The following is an 18178-nucleotide window of genomic DNA, read 5'->3' as shown; positions in this document are numbered from 1 at the left end:
TTTCTTTTACTGGTGCTGCAGGAGTTAATTGTTAATGGCTTATTCGCAACGCATAGCAACCGCAATTTTTGATATGGACGGTCTATTGATCGACTCTGAACCCCTGTGGTTACAGGCGGAAATGGACATCTTCAGCTCATTGGGGCTGGATCTGTCCGATCGTCAGAACCTGCCGGATACGCTGGGTTTACGCATCGATCTGGTAGTACGGATGTGGTTCCAGGCCATGCCTTGGCAAGGGCCTTCCCAGGAGGAAGTGGCTGGCCGCATCATCGAGCGGGCCATCGAGTTGGTACGGGCAAAGCGCCCGTTGCTACCTGGGGTGCAACAAGCTCTGGAACTGTGCCGTAGCCTGGATTTGAATATTGGGCTGGCCTCCGCCTCTCCGCTACATATGCAGCAGCAGGTGCTGAAGATGTTCGATCTGGAGAGCTATTTCGATCAATTGGTTTCAGCCGAATACCTGCCCTACAGCAAACCGCACCCGGAAGTCTATCTGATCGCCGCAGAACGCCTGGGCAGCGATCCACAGCACTGCATTACTCTGGAAGACTCCTTCAACGGAATGATTGCCACCAAAGCGGCGCGTATGAAATCGATCGTGATCCCTGCGCACGAATACAGCCAGGATCCGCGCTGGGCCTTGGCCGACCTTAAGTTGCAAAGCCTCGAGCAGTTGACTGCCGCTCATCTTGCCTGATCTTGACGGCATCGGCCCCGCCGGTGCCCTTTTCCCTTCCCTGCATCCGCAAAATAAATAAAACGCCATTTCATTTTTATTGAATTAAGACACCATTCAAATTATGCTAGTCGCATAAAGAAAACACCGGGCAATTAGGTGACACTGTCACTGCCACGCGGTTGCCATCAAAAGCCCGGTGCTTTCTTCCCTCACGGCAAGAGAGCAAAGCTATGATTCTGAATTCCTTCGACTTAACGGGCAAAGTGGCGCTAATCACTGGTTGCAATACCGGCCTGGGGCAAGGCATTGCGATTGGGTTGGCGCAGGCCGGTTGCGATATTATCGGCGTGAACCGCAGTCAGCCCCTTGAGACCATGAGCAAAGTCACCCAGACCGGGCGTCGTTTCCTGAATCTGAACGCCGATCTCGGCAATATCGACGCCATCCCTTCTCTGCTAGCAGCCGCCGTTGAGGCGTTTGGCAGAATCGATATCCTGGTGAACAACGCAGGGATTATCCGCCGTGAAGACGCCCTGAATTTCAGTGAACAAGACTGGGATGAGGTGATGGACGTCAATATCAAGACCCTGTTCTTTATGGCACAGGCAGTGGCCAAACAGTTCATCAGCCAGGGCTGCGGCGGTAAAATTATCAATATTGCTTCGATGCTTTCTTTCCAGGGCGGCATTCGCGTACCGTCGTACACCGCGTCGAAAAGCGCAGTACTTGGCGTCACCCGGCTATTGGCCAATGAATGGGCACAATACCAGATTAACGTTAACGCCATTGCACCGGGCTATATGGCCACCAACAACACCCAGCAGCTACGTACCGATGAAGACCGCAGCCAGCAGATCCTCGAACGCATACCCGCCGGGCGCTGGGGCACGCCGGATGACTTGATGGGCCCGATAGTCTTCCTTGCCTCGGCAGCGTCCGACTACGTTAATGGCTACACGCTCGCGGTAGACGGTGGCTGGCTCGCTCGCTGATCTCCACAGCAAACATATCCCTCCCCGAATTTGGACGGGCGCAGCATGCAGCGCCCCTACATTACGAGTCTTCCTGTATACCGCGCCCGTCAGAAATACTGTTTCAACCCTTTGTAAAACGGCGTAAAATTAACAACTCGTTACAGGGTAACCGCTTCCGTAACTGTAAAAATTCCCATATACTGGATAAATTAACAGTTTAGTGACCGGAATATAGCAACATGACCGCGGAAGGACATCTCATATTTTCAGTTGCCTGCGCGATCTTTGCCAAGAAAGCGGAGGTGACTCCCGTGCTCGCCGCTGGCGATTGGTGGCACATCATTCCTGCCGCGCTACTGACGTCACTGCTACCCGATATCGATCACCCTAAATCCATCTTGGGCCAGCGCCTGCGTTGGATCGCTATCCCAATCTCACGCGCCTTTGGTCACCGTGGTTTCACCCATAGCCTGCTGGCGATCGTCGGCGGCATGTGGCTATTTCAGCTAGAAGTGCCGCGCGGTTGGCCTATCCCTGCAGACGTGCTACACGCCATGATTATCGGTTATTTCAGCCACCTGCTGGCCGATATGCTCACCCCTGCCGGCGTGCCGTTACTTTGGCCCTGCCGCTGGCGTTTCTGCTTGCCAATATTGAATTCACAAAAAGGCAACCAGCTGGAGCGGGTACTGTGTCTATGCCTGGTAGCTTTCGCCATTTACTGGCAAGGGGATTACACTCTTCCGGTGCAGTCATATTTTGAGCAAATAAAAAATATTAGACTGTGAACACAAAAAAACGCCTATTTTTCCGCCTTTCCGCTCATTGCATCGACGATTTTCAGTCAAAAGTTATATTAAATTCTTTTTAGATATAAGTGCGCTTCATCGCAAACTGTTACGATATTTACATCGCATTACATCGGTGCGTGGCACCTTTAATTATATAAAAACAAGATTGGAGACATTGGGGATGAATCTACCGCTCGTATTAAACGTGCTGGTTTTTGCCGCCCTCCTTTTGCTGTTGGCGCAAACCCGCCACAAGCAATGGAGTCTGGCTAAAAAAGTGCTGGTTGGCCTGGCACTGGGTGTGGTGTTCGGTTTGGCACTGCAACTGGTTTACGGCTCGGACAACCCGGTGCTGAAAGAGTCCATCAGCTGGTTTAACATCGTCGGTAACGGCTATGTACAGTTGCTGCAAATGATCGTGATGCCACTGGTTTTCGCCTCTATCCTGAGCGCGGTAGCCAAGTTGCACAACGCTTCTTCGCTGGGCAAAATCAGCTTCCTGACCATTGGTACCCTGCTGTTTACCACGCTGATTGCCGCACTGGTGGGCGTATTGGTCACCAACCTGTTCGGTCTGACCGCAGAGGGTCTGGTCCAGGGCACACAAGAAACTGCTCGTTTGTCGGCGATTGAAACCAACTACGCGGGTAAAGTGGCCGATCTGAGCGTACCGCAACTGATCCTGTCATTCGTACCGAAAAACCCGTTTGCCGATCTGACCGGGGCTAACCCAACGTCAATCATCAGCGTGGTGATTTTCGCTGCCTTCCTGGGTGTAGCTTCTCTGCAACTGCTTAAAGATGACCAACCGAAAGGCCAGCGCGTGCTGGTAGCTATCGATACCCTGCAAGCCTGGGTGATGAAGCTGGTCCGTCTGGTGATGAAGCTGACTCCTTACGGCGTACTGGCGTTGATGACCAAGGTCGTTGCAGGCTCCAATATCCACGACATTATCAAGCTGGGCAGCTTTGTGGTTGCCTCTTACCTTGGTCTGGCGATCATGTTCGTGGTTCACGGCCTGCTGCTGAGCTTCACCGGCGTTAACCCGCTGAAATTCTTCCGCAAGGCGTGGCCGGTGCTGACCTTTGCCTTCACCAGCCGTTCCAGCGCTGCCAGCATCCCATTGAACGTGGAAGCACAGACTCGCCGTCTGGGCGTGCCGGAATCAATTGCCAGCTTCTCGGCTTCATTTGGTGCCACTATTGGTCAGAACGGTTGTGCGGGTCTCTACCCAGCAATGCTGGCGGTGATGGTTGCGCCAACCGTAGGCATCAACCCTCTGGACCCACTGTGGATCGCAACGCTGGTCGGCATTGTTACCGTCAGTTCAGCCGGTGTTGCCGGTGTGGGCGGCGGCGCGACCTTTGCTGCGCTGATTGTGCTGCCAGCGATGGGCCTGCCGGTGACCCTGGTCGCCCTGCTGATTTCGGTTGAACCGTTGATCGACATGGGCCGTACCGCGCTTAACGTTAGTGGTTCGATGACCGCAGGTACCGTCACCAGCCAACTGATGAAGCAGACCGACAAAGCCATTATGGACAGCGAAGACGAAACGGAACTGGCTCACCGGTAACCCTAGACTGATCCGCAAACTGAACCGGTGCCCAGGCGCCGGTTTTTTTTCGCCAGGACTGCCAATGATATCTCATTAGTATTAGTGTGTAGCAAATAGGATCCGTGGAGCCCATTATGATTGAAACCCGCCTGCTACATCAGTTCATCGCCGTCGCCGAGGAATTGCACTTCAATCGCGCAGCACAACGGCTGCATATGGCACAACCCCCGTTGAGTCAGGCTATTCGTCGGTTGGAGCATGAGATCGGCGCTCCCCTGTTTGAACGCACCAATCGCTGCGTGTCGCTCACGCCTGCTGGAACCGACTTTCTGGCAACGGCAAGAAAGGTGTTGCGCCTGCTTGATGAAGGCGTCGAACAGACCAGGCGAGTTGCGCAAGGCATCGAAGGCCATCTCACGTTAACCTTCATCAATATCGCCCCCTATGACGCATTGCTAGGCGCATTGCAGCGCTTCCGCTCAGCATTCCCCGCCATCTCCTTCACGATGCGTGAGGCCACGACTCAAGAGCAGGTCGAGGCACTGGAACATGGCCGCGCCGAGCTCGGTTTCATGAGACCACCGGGCAGGACGGCTCCGGAGCTGCGCTTCGAGTCCATTCTGCGAGAACCCATCATGATTGGCCTGCCAGCCACACACCCTCTCGCGAGCCATGAGATCATTCCACTGGCCGCACTGCGAGATGACGCCTTCGTATCGTCACCACGGCACCTGGGCCAGGGCTTCCATGACCAGCTGGTTCAGCTTTGCGCAGCGGCAGGGTTCATACCACGCATTGCCCAACAGGCGCGTCAGCTGCAAACTCTGGTTGCTTTGGTGGCCAGCGGCTTCGGCGTTGCACTGTTGCCCGCGTCGTTGGCGCAGGAGGGTCGCAAAGACGTGGTATTCCGGCCAATCCAGGTCAATGCACCAGACGCACTGCGGCATGTGGAATTGCTGATGGCTTGGAACCCGCACTCGCCTTGTCCTATTCGAGACAAACTGATCGATGAGGTGCGAGATGCCATGGCATCGGCGCCCTTGATTGAAACCTGATAAGTCTTGTTTCGGTACAAATAAGATATTTTACACTCATGAGCGGTCGCTCCATCATCGTGCTATTGCCAAACGGAGGTACATGATGACAGATCGACGCTTAAACGAGCCGTTCAAAGACAAGGTAGCGATTGTCACTGGCGGTGGCCGGGGACTTGGGAAAGCTTACGCCAAGGCCCTCTTGGAGCGTGGCGCACGGGTAATCGTTAGCGACTTGGGAACCAGCCTTACCGGAGACGGGGCTGACCCAGACGTGATGAGCGAGGCGATGCATGCCTTGCAGGTCGACGGTGGACCGTTCATCACCCACAGCGGGCGCCTCGATAACGAGGATGGCTGCCAACAACTCGTAGCGCTGGCCATCGAGCAATTCGGCGCGCTGGATATCCTGATCCACAACGCTGGTTGGGTCGGCTATCAGCCCATTGAGACACAGGAAGAGGAATTCCTTGATCGCTCCCTTGGCATCAACGTGCGTACGCCGATCTGGTTGAGCAAGCACGCCTGGGCGCATCTCAAGCTTTCCCCATCACCACGGATCGTGCTGACAACCTCTGACCGTGCCATGTATCAACGCTACGCGCAGCCAGGCCTGACGGCCTACGCCGCTGGCAAGATGGCCCAAGTGGGCATCATGAATGCCCTGAGTATGGAAGGAAAACCGGACGGCATTCTGGTCAACACCATCTCTCCAGTAGCCAAGACCCGCATGTGGGGGATCACACAGCCACCCACAGACCTAAAACCCGAGTGGGTGGTGCCGGGCTTGCTGTATCTGGCCAGCTCGTTATGTCAGGACACAGGCGTTATCCTGCGCGCCAGCAACGGCCAGTTCACTGCAACCCGCTTTTGTGAAAACCCCGGCGTAACCTATCCTACGGATCTGGCGCGAATTGAGTGTGCCAGCGTGGAGGATGTCGCCCACAATTGGCCGCGCATCAAGGAGTTTGGCGATGCGTGACGAGTGTCGTCTGCACAAGATCGCCGAAGTCCGTGCCGACCTTGGCGAGAGTCCAGCCTGGGATAAAGACAACCGCCTTTTGTACTTCGTCGATATCTCTGGTGGCAAGATTAACGTCATGACCCCGCAAGCACGGCTGGCAACCGTCTATCAATCGACGGCACGCATCGGTGCCCTGGCCCTTACGGATAGAGGCAATCTGATCTTCACCGAAGATACGCGGGTTGCCATTCTGGATCCCAAGGAAGGCGTGGTCCGCACGCACTCTGCCGCTGCCCATAACAAAGGCTGCTATCGGTTCAACGACGGGGCCTGCGATCCGCAAGGACGCTTTATTACCGGCCTGATGCACGAGGGGCCGAACCGTGAGGCCGGAGCGTTGTATCGCTATGACAGTGAACTGAACGCCCAAGCGATCCAGAGGAATATCGCGCTGCCTAATGGCCTGGCCTGGTCGGAAGATGGCCACACGCTGTTCTTTGTCGATTCCATCGCACGTTCAATATTTCGGGCCGCATACACTCCCAACGGGGAACTGGAGGCCGTAATGCGCTTCGCCGAAACCCCGGCAAAACTTGGACGTCCCGATGGTATCGCCCTGGATCGAGCCGGAGAATTGTGGGTCTGTATGTTCAACGGTGGATGTTTGCTGCGCTACGACAGTAACGGCAACCTGAGCGAGTACGTCACCATGCCCGTGCCGCGCCCCACCAGTTGCTGCTTTGGCGGGGAAGGTTTGGAAACCTTATTCATCACTACGGCGCGGTTTGCCATGACGCCCTCTGAACTGGCTGAATACCCTGACTCTGGCGACCTCTTTGCTATTCGCCCAGCCATTGCCGGTGTTCCACGTCACTTGTTCAAAGAGTGCAAGATGGGCCGATAGCAGAACAGTGGGATTTTATAAACCGCGGGAGATAACAAAGGCTGGGAGGGGAAAGCGTAGGGGCGACGCTATGTTCGGCCCCCTACAACTACGGCAAGCTTAAAACGGATAGTCGTGATAACCCATTTGCGCTGAAATCAGACGAGCGGCGGTGTGCAACTGCGCCACGTAGCCCTCTTTGCCTTCTTCGGAGAAGCGGATGGTCGGGAAGGAGATGCTCAAGCCCGCGATCACCACGCCAAAACGGTCAAATACTGGCACCGCGATGCAGCGCAAGCCTTCTTCCTGTTCTTCGATATCTTCGCCAAACCCCTGCTCGCGGACCTTATCCAACAGCGGCAGTAATTCAGCGGCGCTGGCGATGGTGTGCGGAGTGCTGCGGGTAAACTCGACGTGGGACAGGATTTCTTCCACTTCGCCGCGATCGCGCCAGGCTAGCAGGACTTTACCAATCGCAGTACTGTGCAGCGGGTTGCGGCGACCGATGCGTGAATACATACGCAGGTTATACATGGAGTCGATTTTGTGGATATAGACGATGCTGTCTTCATCCAGCGCCCCCAGGTGGATGGTCTCACGCGTCTGGTTAGACAGTTCACGCATCTGGATGTCCGCGCTGCGGATCAAATCGACGTTTTGCAGCGATTTGGCACCCAGTTCAAACAGCTTGAGGGTCAGCGAATATTTCTCCGACTCCCCTTCCTGTGAGACATAACCCAGCGACTTCATGGTTTGCAGGAAACGGTAAACGGTACTTTTGGACATCATTACCCGCTGTGAAAGCTCGGTAATGCCGATCTCGCGCTCATCACCCAGTGCCTGCAGGATGCCAAACACTTTCAGCACTGATGAAACGGAATCCGGTTGTTTGTCTAGATCTGCGTTAGCCATGGTTAATACCTTAACTTAACTATTTTTGTTTTAGGAAATTTGAACAAGAGTTTCAGTATAATCGGAACATTTCACCCCATGCAATGGAAGTTGCGCAATATTCGCCATTATTGGTGGGATTAGCGGCAGACATCCCACTACTTTTTACATTTAGCACAGAAACGGCAGGTGCATTCGGCGAGAAATATGATTAGCATTGTAATATTCCCCCTGTTTAATAACTACCTCCATGACAACGCTTGCTCATTCCGACGGCTTACCCGTCCCGCAACGCTACGGAGCGATCCTGGCCATTGCGCTAGGTATTACCGTTTCAGTGCTTGACGGGGCGATCGCCAACGTGGCCTTGCCGACCATCGCCCGCGATCTTAACGCCAGCCCGGCCAGCTCGATCTGGGTAGTCAATGCCTATCAGTTGGCGATCACCATCTCGTTGCTATCGCTTGCGTCCTTGGGCGATCTGATTGGCTATCGTCGTATCTATCAGGCTGGTCTGCTGGTATTCAGCATTACCTCGTTATTCTGCGCCCTGTCCGATTCGCTATTAACACTGACGATTGCCCGCGTGCTGCAAGGGTTTGGTGCCGCGGCGATTATGAGCGTCAATACCGCCCTGATCCGCATTATCTATCCGCAACGCTTTCTTGGCCGTGGCATCGGAATCAACTCGCTGATCGTAGCTTTCTCTTCCGCCGCCGGGCCTACGGTCGCCGCAGCCATTTTATCCGTAGCCTCTTGGCAGTGGCTCTTTGCCATCAACCTGCCGATTGGCATCGTCGCACTGATGCTGGGAATGAAATACCTGCCGGCTAACAGCCAGAAAAGCAGCAATCAGCGCTTTGACCCTACCAGTGCGGTGATGAATGCCCTGACGTTTGGCCTGCTGATCACCGCCATCAGCGGTTTTGCCCAGGGGCAAAGCCTGCTGCAGATTGCCGCTGAAATCGCGGCGTTGCTGGTGATTGGTTACTTCTTTGTGCGCCGTCAGTTGCGGCAGACATCCCCTTTACTGCCGGTGGATCTGCTGCGCATCCCTATTTTTGCGCTGTCGATGGGCACCTCGATCTGCTCTTTTGCCGCCCAGATGCTGGCTATGGTGTCTTTACCCTTCTTCCTGCAGGCCTCTCTGGGCCGTGACGAGGTGGCGACGGGTTTGCTGTTAACCCCCTGGCCGTTGGCCATTATCGTGATGGCGCCGATTGCAGGCCGCCTGGTAGAGCGTGTTCATGCGGGGTTACTGGGAGGGATTGGTTTGGCGACCTTCGCGCTCGGTTTGTTCCTGCTGGCGCTGTTGCCACATAACCCGACGGATCTGGATATCATCTGGCGCATGGTGCTGTGTGGTGCGGGCTTTGGGTTATTCCAGTCGCCTAACAACCACACTATTATTTCTGCCGCCCCTCGCCACCGCAGCGGCGGAGCCAGTGGCATGTTGGGCACAGCACGATTATTGGGGCAAACCTCTGGCGCGGCGCTGGTGGCCTTGATGTTCAACCTGTTTCCCACCAGCGGCACACACGCTTCGTTGGTGTTGGCGGGGATCTTCGCCAGCATCGCTGCCGTAGTGAGTTGCCTACGTATCACTCAACCCCGTGCGAATCTCGCTGAACCTGGCAAATAGCTTATCGGACGCAGCATGCATACTATCTGTGGCGCCCATTCGAATAGCAAAAACCCCGGCAAGCCGGGGTTTTTGTTTAATACAGGGTTATTTCAGATACTGGCCGGAACGCAGCGCTTCGATACGCTTGTCCAACGGCGGGTGCGACATAAACAGCTCGCTGAACGACTTGGATTTGCCGTTGATGCAGAAAGCCATCAGGGTACCCGCCTCCTGCGGTTCATAACTGGTTTTCAAGCGTTGCAGCGCAGCGATCATCTTCTCGCGGCCGACCAGTTTGGCTGAACCCGCATCGGCGTGAAATTCACGATGACGTGAGAACCACATGGTGATAATGCTGGCCAGAATACCAAATACCAGCTCCAACACCATCGAAACGCCGAAGTAAATCATCGGGTTGCCGTTACCTTCACCTTCCCCATCACGGTTGCCGAGGAAACCGGCGGCCACCTGGGCAATCAGGCGCGACACGAAGATCACGAAGGTGTTCACCACCCCTTGGATCAGCGTCATGGTCACCATGTCACCATTGGCAACGTGGCTGATTTCGTGGGCGATCACCGCTTCCGCTTCATCACGGCTCATGCTTTGCAGCAGGCCGGTACTGACCGCCACCAACGATGCATCACGGCGTGCGCCGGTCGCAAAGGCGTTGATGTCCGGTGCCTGGTAGATGGCCACCTGCGGCATGGCGATACCCGCCTGCTGCGATTGGCGACGCACCGTGTCCAACAACCAGCGTTCGGTTTCGTTACGCGGCTGTTCAATCACTTCCCCACCGACGGAGCGCAGCGCCATCCATTTGGACATCAGCAGTGAAACAAACGCACCGCCAAAACCGAACAGACCGGCCATAATCATCAGGCCCTGAACGCTACTGGATTGGATCCCTGTCAGGCTAAGTACCAGCCCGAAAACCAACATCACCGCCAGGTTGGTGAGCAGGAACAAAGCTATACGCATCATAGAATGTTTACTTCCTCGTTATTTGTTAACAAAAGGCAACCTCAGATACCCAGATCTTATGGGCATTGGTCACAATTTCAAGATTGGCAGGCCATTAAGGCACTAAAAATACGTAACTTTACAAAGTCACGAAGAAACAAGGGTTTTACAAAGTGTAAACGATCTCGGAGCCCTGGGTGGAGAACTCAACAGAAATTTTAGTGCGGATATAGCGAAAAAAAAGCGCACCCGAAGGTGCGCTCGATAACGTTTAATCTGCAAATAACTTACTTGGCAGCGGCCGTCTGTTGCGATGGCTGCTGCTTTTCGTTATTGGCCAGATCCAGCGCGATCTTGACCGTTTCATCCAGATACGGATCCGGCTCCTTGTAGTCCTTTGGCAGGTCGTCCAGGGACTTCAGCGGTTTCTTACCCTCACGCTCCAGGCGCTCATTAATACGGTTCAGGCGCGTAGCATCATCGTCATGGTTCTCTTTCTCACGGGTAGCCAGATTAAGAGAAACGATGTTGCGCTTGTCTTTCAACGCCTTGTAATGGGCAATATCCTGCGCGATGTATTGGAACTCTGGATCCTTGGCGATACGCTGCGCATGGTCTTTCAGCAGTTGCGGTTCAAACGGCTTCAAATCACCGGTTTTGGTGTAGGCAGCTGCATTGACGCTATCCCACGGCATGGCGTTATCTTCGAAGCTCTCGCCGGTTTCTGCCGGATCGATACCCGTTGGCATCAGAATATCTGGCGTGACGCCTTTACGCTGGGTGCTGCCACCGTCAACGCGGTAGAACTTCTGGATGGTGTACTGGACAGAACCCAGTGCAGGCCATTCAGGGCGCAGCATCTGATCGTAAATCCGGTTCAGTGAACGGTACTGCTGCACCGTGCCTTTACCGAAGGTAGGCTCGCCCACGATCAGCGCACGGCCATAGTCTTGCATTGCCGCAGCAAATATCTCGGAGGCGGAGGCGCTGAAGCGGTCAACCAGCACCACCAGCGGGCCTTTGTAGTAGACAACGCCGTCGTTATCCGCATCTTCGCGGATCTTGCCGTTGTTATCACGCACCTGAACAACCGGGCCACTTGGGATAAACAGACCAGAAAGCGATACCGCCTCGGTCAATGCCCCGCCGCCGTTGCCACGCAGATCGATAATCAGACTGTCGACGTTCTGCTTGGCCATTTTTTGCAGCTGGACTTTTACGTCATCGGTCAGACCGACGTAGAAGCCAGGAATGTCCATCACCGCGACCTTCTGCTTGCCGACGGTCTTGATAGTCATTTTAACTGCGCGATCTTCCAGGCGGATGCGTTCACGAGTCAGCGTAACAGTACGTGTTTTGGTGCCTTTACCTGCCGGCAGGATCTCCAGGCGAACCTTGCTGCCCTTCGGCCCTTTGATCTGAGAGACGACGTCGTCAAGACGCCAGCCGATCACATCCACCATCGGTTTGCCTGCCTGGCCAACGCCGACAATACGGTCGCCGACAGCGATCGCCTTGCTCTTGGCTGCCGGGCCGCCTGCCACCATGGAGTTGATCACGGTGTAATCATCATCCATCTGCAACACGGCACCAATCCCTTCTAACGAGAGACTCATCTCGGTATTGAACTGTTCGGTATTGCGTGGCGACAGGTAGTTGGTATGCGGATCGATTTCGTGGGCAAACGCAGTCATGATCAGCGAGAACACGTCTTCGCTGTTGCTTTGCGTCAGGCGTTTGATCGCAAACTGATAACGCTTGGTCAATGTGTCACGGATCTCTTTATCCGTTTTGCCGGTCAGCTTCAGGTTCAACTGATCGTATTTGACCTTGGCATCCCACAGGCGGTCCAATTCAGCCTTGTCTTTCGGCCACGGCGCTTTGCTGCGGTCTACGTCAATGGTGTCATTGCCGGTGAAGTTCATCGGCTTGTCGAGCAGTGACAGCGCATACTGATAGCGCTCAAAGCGGCGTTTTTGCGCCAGATTGAACAGCGCATAAGGCGTAACCAGTTTGCCGGATTTCAACTCTTCACCCAGCGTGCTGCGTTTGTCGGCAAATTGCGCGACGTCGGAGGCCAGCAGCACATTGTGGCTGTAGTCCAGCATATTCAGGTAGCGATCGAAGATCTTGCCTGAAAAATCCGCATCCAGAGCAAACTGGCGATAATGAGAGCGAGTGAAGCGCGAGGTTACGCGCTCACTCACGGTTGCATGTTCAGCTTCCTGCTCAAGCTTGGGCAGTTGATCGATGCGGATGTTGGCTGTATCCGCTCCGTAACTGACACCCGCCCACAGCAAAGCCGCAACTGCGGTTAATCTGACAAATTTGTTCATGCCTTGGTTGGCCTCCGTATCAGAACTGCAAGTGTTCTGCGCGCACAATCATCGCCAGACCGGAGGAGAGCTGTACACGAACGCCATCTTTAGCGATTTCGAGTACGGTTGCGTCCATCGCGCTCTGACCTGCTCTGACTTTGATTTCCTGGCCAATTTGCAGTTTTGAGATGGCTGTGACTGGCACATGACGCGGCTGGCTGACCTCTTTGGCTACACGAGGTTCACGAGCTTGCTGTGGGCGTGCTTGTTGTGGGCGCGGCTTGCGGTTCTCTGCTGCGGCTCCGCCTTCACGACGTACGGCTGGCTTTTTGCCGGCAGGACGCGGACGACGAGGCTCGGCAGTGGCAGACTCACCAGCAGCTTCACGTTTTTTGGCATTCTGTTCGGCACGCTGTGCCTGAACGCGCGCTTTGGCTTCTTCAAGCTGCTGGCGAGCATGATCGACATGCTGCTGTTCCAGCTCACCGCACGGGTTACCGTCCAGGTCTACACGCTGGGCGCCAACTTTGACACCGTACAGGTAACGCCAGCTTGAGGTATACAGGCGCAGAGCTGAACGCAGCTGCGTTTTGCTGAGGTTCTCTTCCCCTTGTACACGTTCTACCAGATCCTGAAAAATACCGATTTTCAGCGGGCGTGCTTCGCCTTCGGCGCTAAAGCAGAGCGGGAAACGCTCGGCAAGAAAAGCAATGACTTCTTTAACTGTGTTCAACTTGTGTTGATTTTCCATGAAATTTCCTGATTACAACGGGTTGCCAACAAGCCGCAGGCATGAACAGGCGTCATTATAATGACGCCATCGCTAAATGCCACGTTAACCGTAGATCAACTTGCCGCTACAGTGACATATTTCGCAAAATTGCTCTGTGCCAGCCGTGCGCAAAGCCCCGCCACCACTGCTTTCAGGCCGATTTCGTCCTGTTCATCGAAGCGTTGATAAACTGTGCTGTCGATATCCAGAACACCGATGACCTGACCACTGACGTCTAACGGCAACACAATTTCTGCGTTGCTGGCGGCATCGCAGGCGATATGTCCAGGAAATGCATGAACATCGCCAACGCGCTGCACCTGGTTCTGCGCCGCTGCCGTACCGCACACGCCCTTACCCAACGGGATCCGCACGCAGGCAATCTTGCCTTGGAACGGACCTAGCACCAGTTGATGGCCTTCCATCAGGTAAAAACCGACCCAGTTTACGTCATCAAGACGCTCATTGAGTAGCGCACTGGCGTTAGACAATGCGGCGATAAAATTATCTTCCCCATCCAGCAATGCGCTCAAATCGCGTTTTAATTCCGCGTAGAATGATTCTTTAGTCATGATTAACCGTTCAAATACTCAAATAGCCCAGACTTAACCCGTATAAAATAAGCATTAAATGCGTATAGCCACAAGGTTAATCATCTGTTGCTTCACAAAACACGGTACAACAGGGTATGTTTGCCGTCTAAAAATCATTTGTAACCTGCGATGCCAATCCCTTTTTACCGGTTGATAGCATTGACGGGTTGGTTTTCCAGCTACGCTAAGTAGACCTCAGGTCGCCAAACAGCACTCATGATGAAGATACTCGCCATTACCGGCCCGCTCACCAAGGCTCGCCACCAACGCTGTTGTGAATGCGATTTGCTGTTCACGTTGCCGTCGTTAACCCGCAATCAGGCCGCCTACTGCCCACGCTGCAACGCCAAGGTGGTGAATGGCCGCGACTGGTCAATGACTCGCCTGACCGCCGTAGCCGTCACCATGCTGTTGCTGATGCCCTTTGCCTTTAGCGAGCCGTTGATCAGCATTCGCCTGCTCGGCACGAAGATTAACGCTAGCCTGTTAGAAGGCATCTGGCAAATGAGCAGCCAGGGGGATCCGTTTACTGCCAGTATGGTCGCCTTCTGCACCATCGGCGCGCCGCTGACGCTATCACTGTCATTGCTGTACCTGTGGTTTGGCCATGCGCTCGGCATGAACCTGCGGCCAGTGCTGCTGATGCTGGAGCGTCTGAAAGAGTGGATCATGCTCGATATTTACCTGATCGGCATGGTGGTCGCGGCGATCAAGGTCAAGGAATATGCAGATATTGAACCCGGCAGCGCCCTGATTGCCTATCTGGCACTGACCCTGCTCAGCCTGCTGACGCTGATCCACATGAACCTGGAGCAGATGTGGGAACGCTACTATCCGCAGGAACAGCCAGAGGGCAAACCAGAGGCGTTACACGTCTGCCTAGCCTGTCATTTTACCGGTTTTCAGGATGAGCGTGGCCGCTGCCCCCGCTGTCATGTGCCGATGTGCCATCGCCAGCCTTACAGCCTGCAAAAAACCTGGGCCGCGCTGATTGCCGCCATGGTGCTGCTGATCCCCGCCAACCTGCTGCCAATTTCGGTGGTTTACGCCAACGGCGCGCGTATGGAAGATACCATTTTCAGCGGCGTCGTTTCGCTGGCCAACTCGGGTAATATGCCGATCGCCGCCATCGTATTTATCGCCAGCGTCCTGGTGCCCTTTACCAAGGTGATCGTGCTGCTGGTGCTGCTGTTCAGCATTCATTTCAAAACGTCACACAGCCTCAAAACCCGCATCCGGCTGCTACGGCTGGTCACCTGGGTTGGCCGCTGGTCAATGCTCGATCTGTTCGTGATCTCGTTGATGATGTCGCTGATCAATCGCGACCAACTGTTATCTTTTACTATGGGGCCAGCAGCTTTTTACTTTGGGTCTGCGGTTATTTTAACTATCCTTGCCGTACAGTGGCTGGACAGCCGATTGATTTGGGATGCACATGCAACAGGAAACGCCGAATACGCCGACTGAGGCGCGGGTCAAAAACAAGCGCCGTATCTCGCCATTCTGGTTACTGCCGTTTATCGCCCTGCTGATTGCCGGGTGGCTGGTCTATACCAATTACCAAGAGAGCGGCAATAGCGTCACCATAGACTTCCAGTCTGCGGCAGGCATTGTCGCTGGCCGTACGCCGGTACGTTACCAGGGTGTGGAAGTGGGGACCGTGCAAAGCATTTCGCTGAGCAAGGATCTGCGTAGTATCGTGGTTGAAGCCAGTATCAAGAGCGATCTGGAAGACTCACTGCGGGAAGGCACGCAATTCTGGCTGGTCACGCCTAAAGCCTCATTGGCTGGGGTTTCCGGCCTGGATGCGCTGGTCGGTGGTAACTACATCGGCATGATGCCGGGCCGTGGCAAACCGCAAACCCACTTCACCGCGCTGGATACGCAGCCGAAATACCGCCTGAATACCGGCGAGCTGATGATCCACCTGCAAGCAGACGACCTCGGTTCCCTGAACACCGGGTCGCTGGTCTATTATCGCAAGATCCCGGTCGGTAAAGTGTATGACTACACTATTTCGCCGGGTAACAAGGGCGTGATCATCGACGTGCTGATCGACCGCCGCTTTGCCAATCTGGTAAAGGATAACACCCGCTTCTGGAACGTTTCCGGTTTTAAAGGCGATTTCAGCCTGTCCGGGGCCAGCGTGCAGATGGAGAGCCTGGCAGCGTTGGTCAATGGTGCGATAGCCTTTGACTCCCCGCTCGACGGCAAGCAGGCCAAGGCCGATCAAAACTATGCGCTGTATCCGGATCTGGCCCGTAGCCAGCGTGGGGTTAACATCTCGCTAGACCTGCCCGACGGCAACAGCCTGAGCGAGGGACACACACCGCTGATGTATCAAGGATTGCAGGTCGGCACCTTGACTCGTCTGGCTCTGCAACAGGATAGCAAGGTCACCGGCGAACTCACTATCGATCCTTCGGTGGTCGATCTGATGCGTAGCGGCACGCGTATCGAGATGCGCAGCCCAAAAATCAGCCTTAACGACGCCAAGCTGAGCCAGCTGTTAACCGGCAACACCCTGGAATTGGTGCCGGGTGAAGGTGAACCTCAGCAGCACTTTACCGTGTTGGACAGCAGTAAAACGCTGCTGCAACAGCCTGGCGTGGTGACGGTCACCCTGAATGCCCCGCAAAGCTACGGCATCGATGTTGGGCAGCCATTAATCGTGCATGGTATCAAGGTCGGCCAGATCCTGACCCGTACCCTGACCGACGGCGGTGTGACCTTTACGGCAGCGATCGAAGCACAGCACCGCAGTTTGCTGCACAAAGACAGTAAATTCGTGGTCAACAGCCGTGTGGACGTCAAATTCGGGCTGGACGGCGTGCAGGTGTTGGGGGCCAGCGCCCAGGAGTGGCTAGACGGCGGCGTACGCCTGATCCCTGGTGGTAAAGGCGAGCCGGACGCGCAGTATCCGCTGTACAGCAACGCGGAAAAAGCCGCCGAGGGCATCGTCGGCAACAACCCACTCCCCACCTTGACGCTTACCGCCACCAGCCTGCCAGATGTGCAAGCCGGCTCGGTGGTGTTATACCGCAAGTTCCAGGTGGGTGAGATTGTCAACGTACGGCCCAAAGCCAACGAGTTTGACGTTGAGGTCTATATCAGCCCTGAATACCGCAAGCTGTTAACCAGCGAAAGCATTTTCTGGGCGGAAGGTGGTGCCAAGGTGCAATTGAACGGCAGCGGCCTGACGGTGCAGGCTTCCCCGCTCAACCGCGCGCTGAAAGGCGCCATCAGCTTTGATAACCTGCAGGGCGTTACGCTGGATAAAGGGGCCAAACGCGTGCTGTACGCCTCTGAAACCGCCGCTCGCGCCGTGGGTAGCCAGATCACGCTACGTACCTATGATGCCAGCAAACTGTCCCCTGGCATGCCAATACGCTATCTGGGCATTGATATCGGCCAGCTTGAATCACTGAAACTGGCACCGGAGCGTAACGAGGTGCTGGCGAAAGCGGTATTGTACCCAGAGTATGTGAAAACCTTTGCTCGCCTCGGCAGCCGTTTCGCCATCGTTTCACCGGAGATTTCCGCCGCTGGGGTCAATAATCTGGACTCCCTGTTGCAGCCCTATATCAACGTGGAACCCGGCCACGGCGGAGCAATGCGCACTTTTGAGCTGCAGGAAGCCAGCATTACCGACTCCCGCTACCTGGATGGCCTGAGCGTGATCCTGGACGCCGCCGAGACTGGTTCGCTGCAAATCGGCACGCCGATCCTGTTCCGTGGCATTGAAGTGGGTACCGTGACCGGTTTCTATCTGGGGGCGATGTCAGATCGCGTACACGTCTCACTGCGTGTCAGCAAGAAATACCAGCATCTGGTGCGTAACAACACCGTCTTCTGGTTGGCCTCTGGCTATAACCTGCAGTTTGGCCTGACGGGCGGCGTGATCAAGAGCGGTACCTTCCAGCAGTTTATTCGCGGCGGTATTGCCTTTGCCACCCCACCTAGCATTCCGCTGGCCCCTAAAGCCACGCCGAACAAACACTTCTTGCTGAATGCGGAAGAGCCGAAAGATTGGCGCGAATGGGGCACCGCCATCCCAAGGGACAACTGATAGCTCTCGGCAGGGTTCACTGTTCTGAACCCTGCCGAGTTCGCGGTACCGCACCGCGCCCACCT

15 protein-coding genes are annotated in these 18178 nt (G+C 55.2%); 10 read left to right on the top strand and 5 right to left on the bottom strand.

The window, feature by feature from the left end:
- The first annotated feature begins 34 nt into the window (after positions 1 to 34).
- The 7 genes from hxpB to A6U95_RS21775 all read left to right on the top strand — a co-directional run bounded on the left by hxpB (position 35) and on the right by A6U95_RS21775 (position 6904).
- Entirely contained in the window at positions 35 to 700 is a 666-nt protein-coding gene (hxpB, locus tag A6U95_RS21805; RefSeq protein ID WP_065685988.1) for a hexitol phosphatase HxpB, read from the top strand.
- A gap of 212 nt (positions 701 to 912) precedes the next feature.
- A complete protein-coding gene (gene kduD, locus A6U95_RS21800) occupies positions 913 to 1674 on the top strand; it encodes a 2-dehydro-3-deoxy-D-gluconate 5-dehydrogenase KduD (protein WP_065685987.1) in 762 nt (253 codons plus the stop codon).
- Positions 1675 to 1895: 221 nt separating this feature from the next.
- Positions 1896 to 2444 (top strand): metal-dependent hydrolase, encoded by a 549-nt coding sequence (locus A6U95_RS21795; protein WP_024530036.1) that lies wholly within the window; start codon positions 1896 to 1898, stop codon positions 2442 to 2444.
- Between the two features lie 184 nt (positions 2445 to 2628).
- Positions 2629 to 4020, top strand: a complete 1392-nt coding sequence (locus tag A6U95_RS21790) for an L-cystine transporter (RefSeq protein WP_065685986.1) — start codon at positions 2629 to 2631, stop codon at positions 4018 to 4020.
- Between the two features lie 104 nt (positions 4021 to 4124).
- On the top strand, positions 4125 to 5057 hold the full coding sequence (locus tag A6U95_RS21785; protein WP_241810710.1) for a LysR family transcriptional regulator: 933 nt from the start codon (positions 4125 to 4127) through the stop codon (positions 5055 to 5057).
- A gap of 82 nt (positions 5058 to 5139) precedes the next feature.
- On the top strand, positions 5140 to 6018 hold the full coding sequence (locus tag A6U95_RS21780) for an SDR family NAD(P)-dependent oxidoreductase (protein WP_198927316.1): 879 nt from the start codon (positions 5140 to 5142) through the stop codon (positions 6016 to 6018).
- Positions 6011 to 6904, top strand: a complete 894-nt coding sequence (locus tag A6U95_RS21775) for an SMP-30/gluconolactonase/LRE family protein (protein WP_065685983.1) — start codon at positions 6011 to 6013, stop codon at positions 6902 to 6904. Before A6U95_RS21780 ends, A6U95_RS21775 begins: the two co-directional genes overlap by 8 nt.
- 99 nt (positions 6905 to 7003) lie before the next feature.
- Here the strand turns inward: A6U95_RS21775 and kdgR are convergent, their stop codons facing one another.
- Positions 7004 to 7795, bottom strand: coding sequence for a DNA-binding transcriptional regulator KdgR (kdgR, locus tag A6U95_RS21770; protein WP_021178210.1), 792 nt, complete (start codon positions 7793 to 7795; stop codon positions 7004 to 7006).
- Between the two features lie 229 nt (positions 7796 to 8024).
- Here kdgR and A6U95_RS21765 point away from each other — a divergent pair, with 229 nt between their 5' ends.
- Positions 8025 to 9416 carry an MFS transporter gene (locus tag A6U95_RS21765; RefSeq protein WP_065685982.1) on the top strand — a complete coding sequence of 464 codons (1392 nt, stop codon included), beginning with the start codon at positions 8025 to 8027 and terminating at the stop codon, positions 9414 to 9416.
- Between the two features lie 87 nt (positions 9417 to 9503).
- On the opposite strand, the gene htpX is transcribed toward A6U95_RS21765, so the two are convergent.
- The 4 genes from htpX to A6U95_RS21745 all read right to left on the bottom strand — a co-directional run bounded on the left by htpX (position 9504) and on the right by A6U95_RS21745 (position 14023).
- Positions 9504 to 10382: a protease HtpX gene (gene htpX / locus A6U95_RS21760; RefSeq protein ID WP_021178212.1), complete on the bottom strand. Its 879-nt coding sequence runs from the start codon at positions 10380 to 10382 to the stop codon at positions 9504 to 9506.
- Between the two features lie 266 nt (positions 10383 to 10648).
- The gene (gene prc / locus A6U95_RS21755; RefSeq protein WP_065685981.1) at positions 10649 to 12697 is read right to left on the bottom strand and encodes a carboxy terminal-processing peptidase; all 2049 of its coding nucleotides are present in this window, start codon (positions 12695 to 12697) and stop codon (positions 10649 to 10651) included.
- A gap of 19 nt (positions 12698 to 12716) precedes the next feature.
- Positions 12717 to 13430, bottom strand: coding sequence for an RNA chaperone ProQ (proQ, locus tag A6U95_RS21750; protein WP_065685980.1), 714 nt, complete (start codon positions 13428 to 13430; stop codon positions 12717 to 12719).
- A gap of 95 nt (positions 13431 to 13525) precedes the next feature.
- Positions 13526 to 14023 (bottom strand): GAF domain-containing protein, encoded by a 498-nt coding sequence (locus A6U95_RS21745; protein WP_021178215.1) that lies wholly within the window; start codon positions 14021 to 14023, stop codon positions 13526 to 13528.
- Between the two features lie 240 nt (positions 14024 to 14263).
- On the opposite strand from A6U95_RS21745, the gene yebS reads away from it, so the two are divergent.
- Positions 14264 to 15511: a membrane integrity lipid transport subunit YebS gene (gene yebS / locus A6U95_RS21740; protein ID WP_065686211.1), complete on the top strand. Its 1248-nt coding sequence runs from the start codon at positions 14264 to 14266 to the stop codon at positions 15509 to 15511.
- Positions 15480 to 18113 (top strand): PqiB family protein, encoded by a 2634-nt coding sequence (locus A6U95_RS21735; RefSeq protein ID WP_065685979.1) that lies wholly within the window; start codon positions 15480 to 15482, stop codon positions 18111 to 18113. The genes yebS and A6U95_RS21735 overlap by 32 nt, the downstream gene beginning before the upstream one ends.
- Positions 18114 to 18178 lie beyond the last annotated feature (65 nt).

Source organism: Serratia sp. 14-2641 (assembly GCF_001692375.1).
GTDB classification, from domain to species: domain Bacteria; phylum Pseudomonadota; class Gammaproteobacteria; order Enterobacterales; family Enterobacteriaceae; genus Chania; species Chania fonticola_C.
The sequence above is the reverse complement of the archived record's forward strand: the minus strand, read 5'-3'. Positions and strand labels throughout refer to the sequence as shown.

What these genes read in the sequence shown, in the direction of transcription:
- hxpB (WP_065685988.1), top strand. Translation starts at nt 35, where the DNA reads ATGGCTTATTCGCAACGCATAGCAACCGCAATTTTTGATATGGACGGT.
- kduD (WP_065685987.1), top strand. Translation starts at nt 913, where the DNA reads ATGATTCTGAATTCCTTCGACTTAACGGGCAAAGTGGCGCTAATCACT.
- A6U95_RS21795 (WP_024530036.1), top strand. Translation starts at nt 1,896, where the DNA reads ATGACCGCGGAAGGACATCTCATATTTTCAGTTGCCTGCGCGATCTTT.
- A6U95_RS21790 (WP_065685986.1), top strand. Translation starts at nt 2,629, where the DNA reads ATGAATCTACCGCTCGTATTAAACGTGCTGGTTTTTGCCGCCCTCCTT.
- A6U95_RS21780 (WP_198927316.1), top strand. Translation starts at nt 5,140, where the DNA reads ATGATGACAGATCGACGCTTAAACGAGCCGTTCAAAGACAAGGTAGCG.
- A6U95_RS21775 (WP_065685983.1), top strand. Translation starts at nt 6,011, where the DNA reads ATGCGTGACGAGTGTCGTCTGCACAAGATCGCCGAAGTCCGTGCCGAC.
- kdgR (WP_021178210.1), bottom strand. Translation starts at nt 7,795, where the DNA reads ATGGCTAACGCAGATCTAGACAAACAACCGGATTCCGTTTCATCAGTG.
- A6U95_RS21765 (WP_065685982.1), top strand. Translation starts at nt 8,025, where the DNA reads ATGACAACGCTTGCTCATTCCGACGGCTTACCCGTCCCGCAACGCTAC.
- htpX (WP_021178212.1), bottom strand. Translation starts at nt 10,382, where the DNA reads ATGATGCGTATAGCTTTGTTCCTGCTCACCAACCTGGCGGTGATGTTG.
- prc (WP_065685981.1), bottom strand. Translation starts at nt 12,697, where the DNA reads ATGAACAAATTTGTCAGATTAACCGCAGTTGCGGCTTTGCTGTGGGCG.
- proQ (WP_065685980.1), bottom strand. Translation starts at nt 13,430, where the DNA reads ATGGAAAATCAACACAAGTTGAACACAGTTAAAGAAGTCATTGCTTTT.
- A6U95_RS21745 (WP_021178215.1), bottom strand. Translation starts at nt 14,023, where the DNA reads ATGACTAAAGAATCATTCTACGCGGAATTAAAACGCGATTTGAGCGCA.
- yebS (WP_065686211.1), top strand. Translation starts at nt 14,264, where the DNA reads ATGAAGATACTCGCCATTACCGGCCCGCTCACCAAGGCTCGCCACCAA.
- A6U95_RS21735 (WP_065685979.1), top strand. Translation starts at nt 15,480, where the DNA reads ATGCAACAGGAAACGCCGAATACGCCGACTGAGGCGCGGGTCAAAAAC.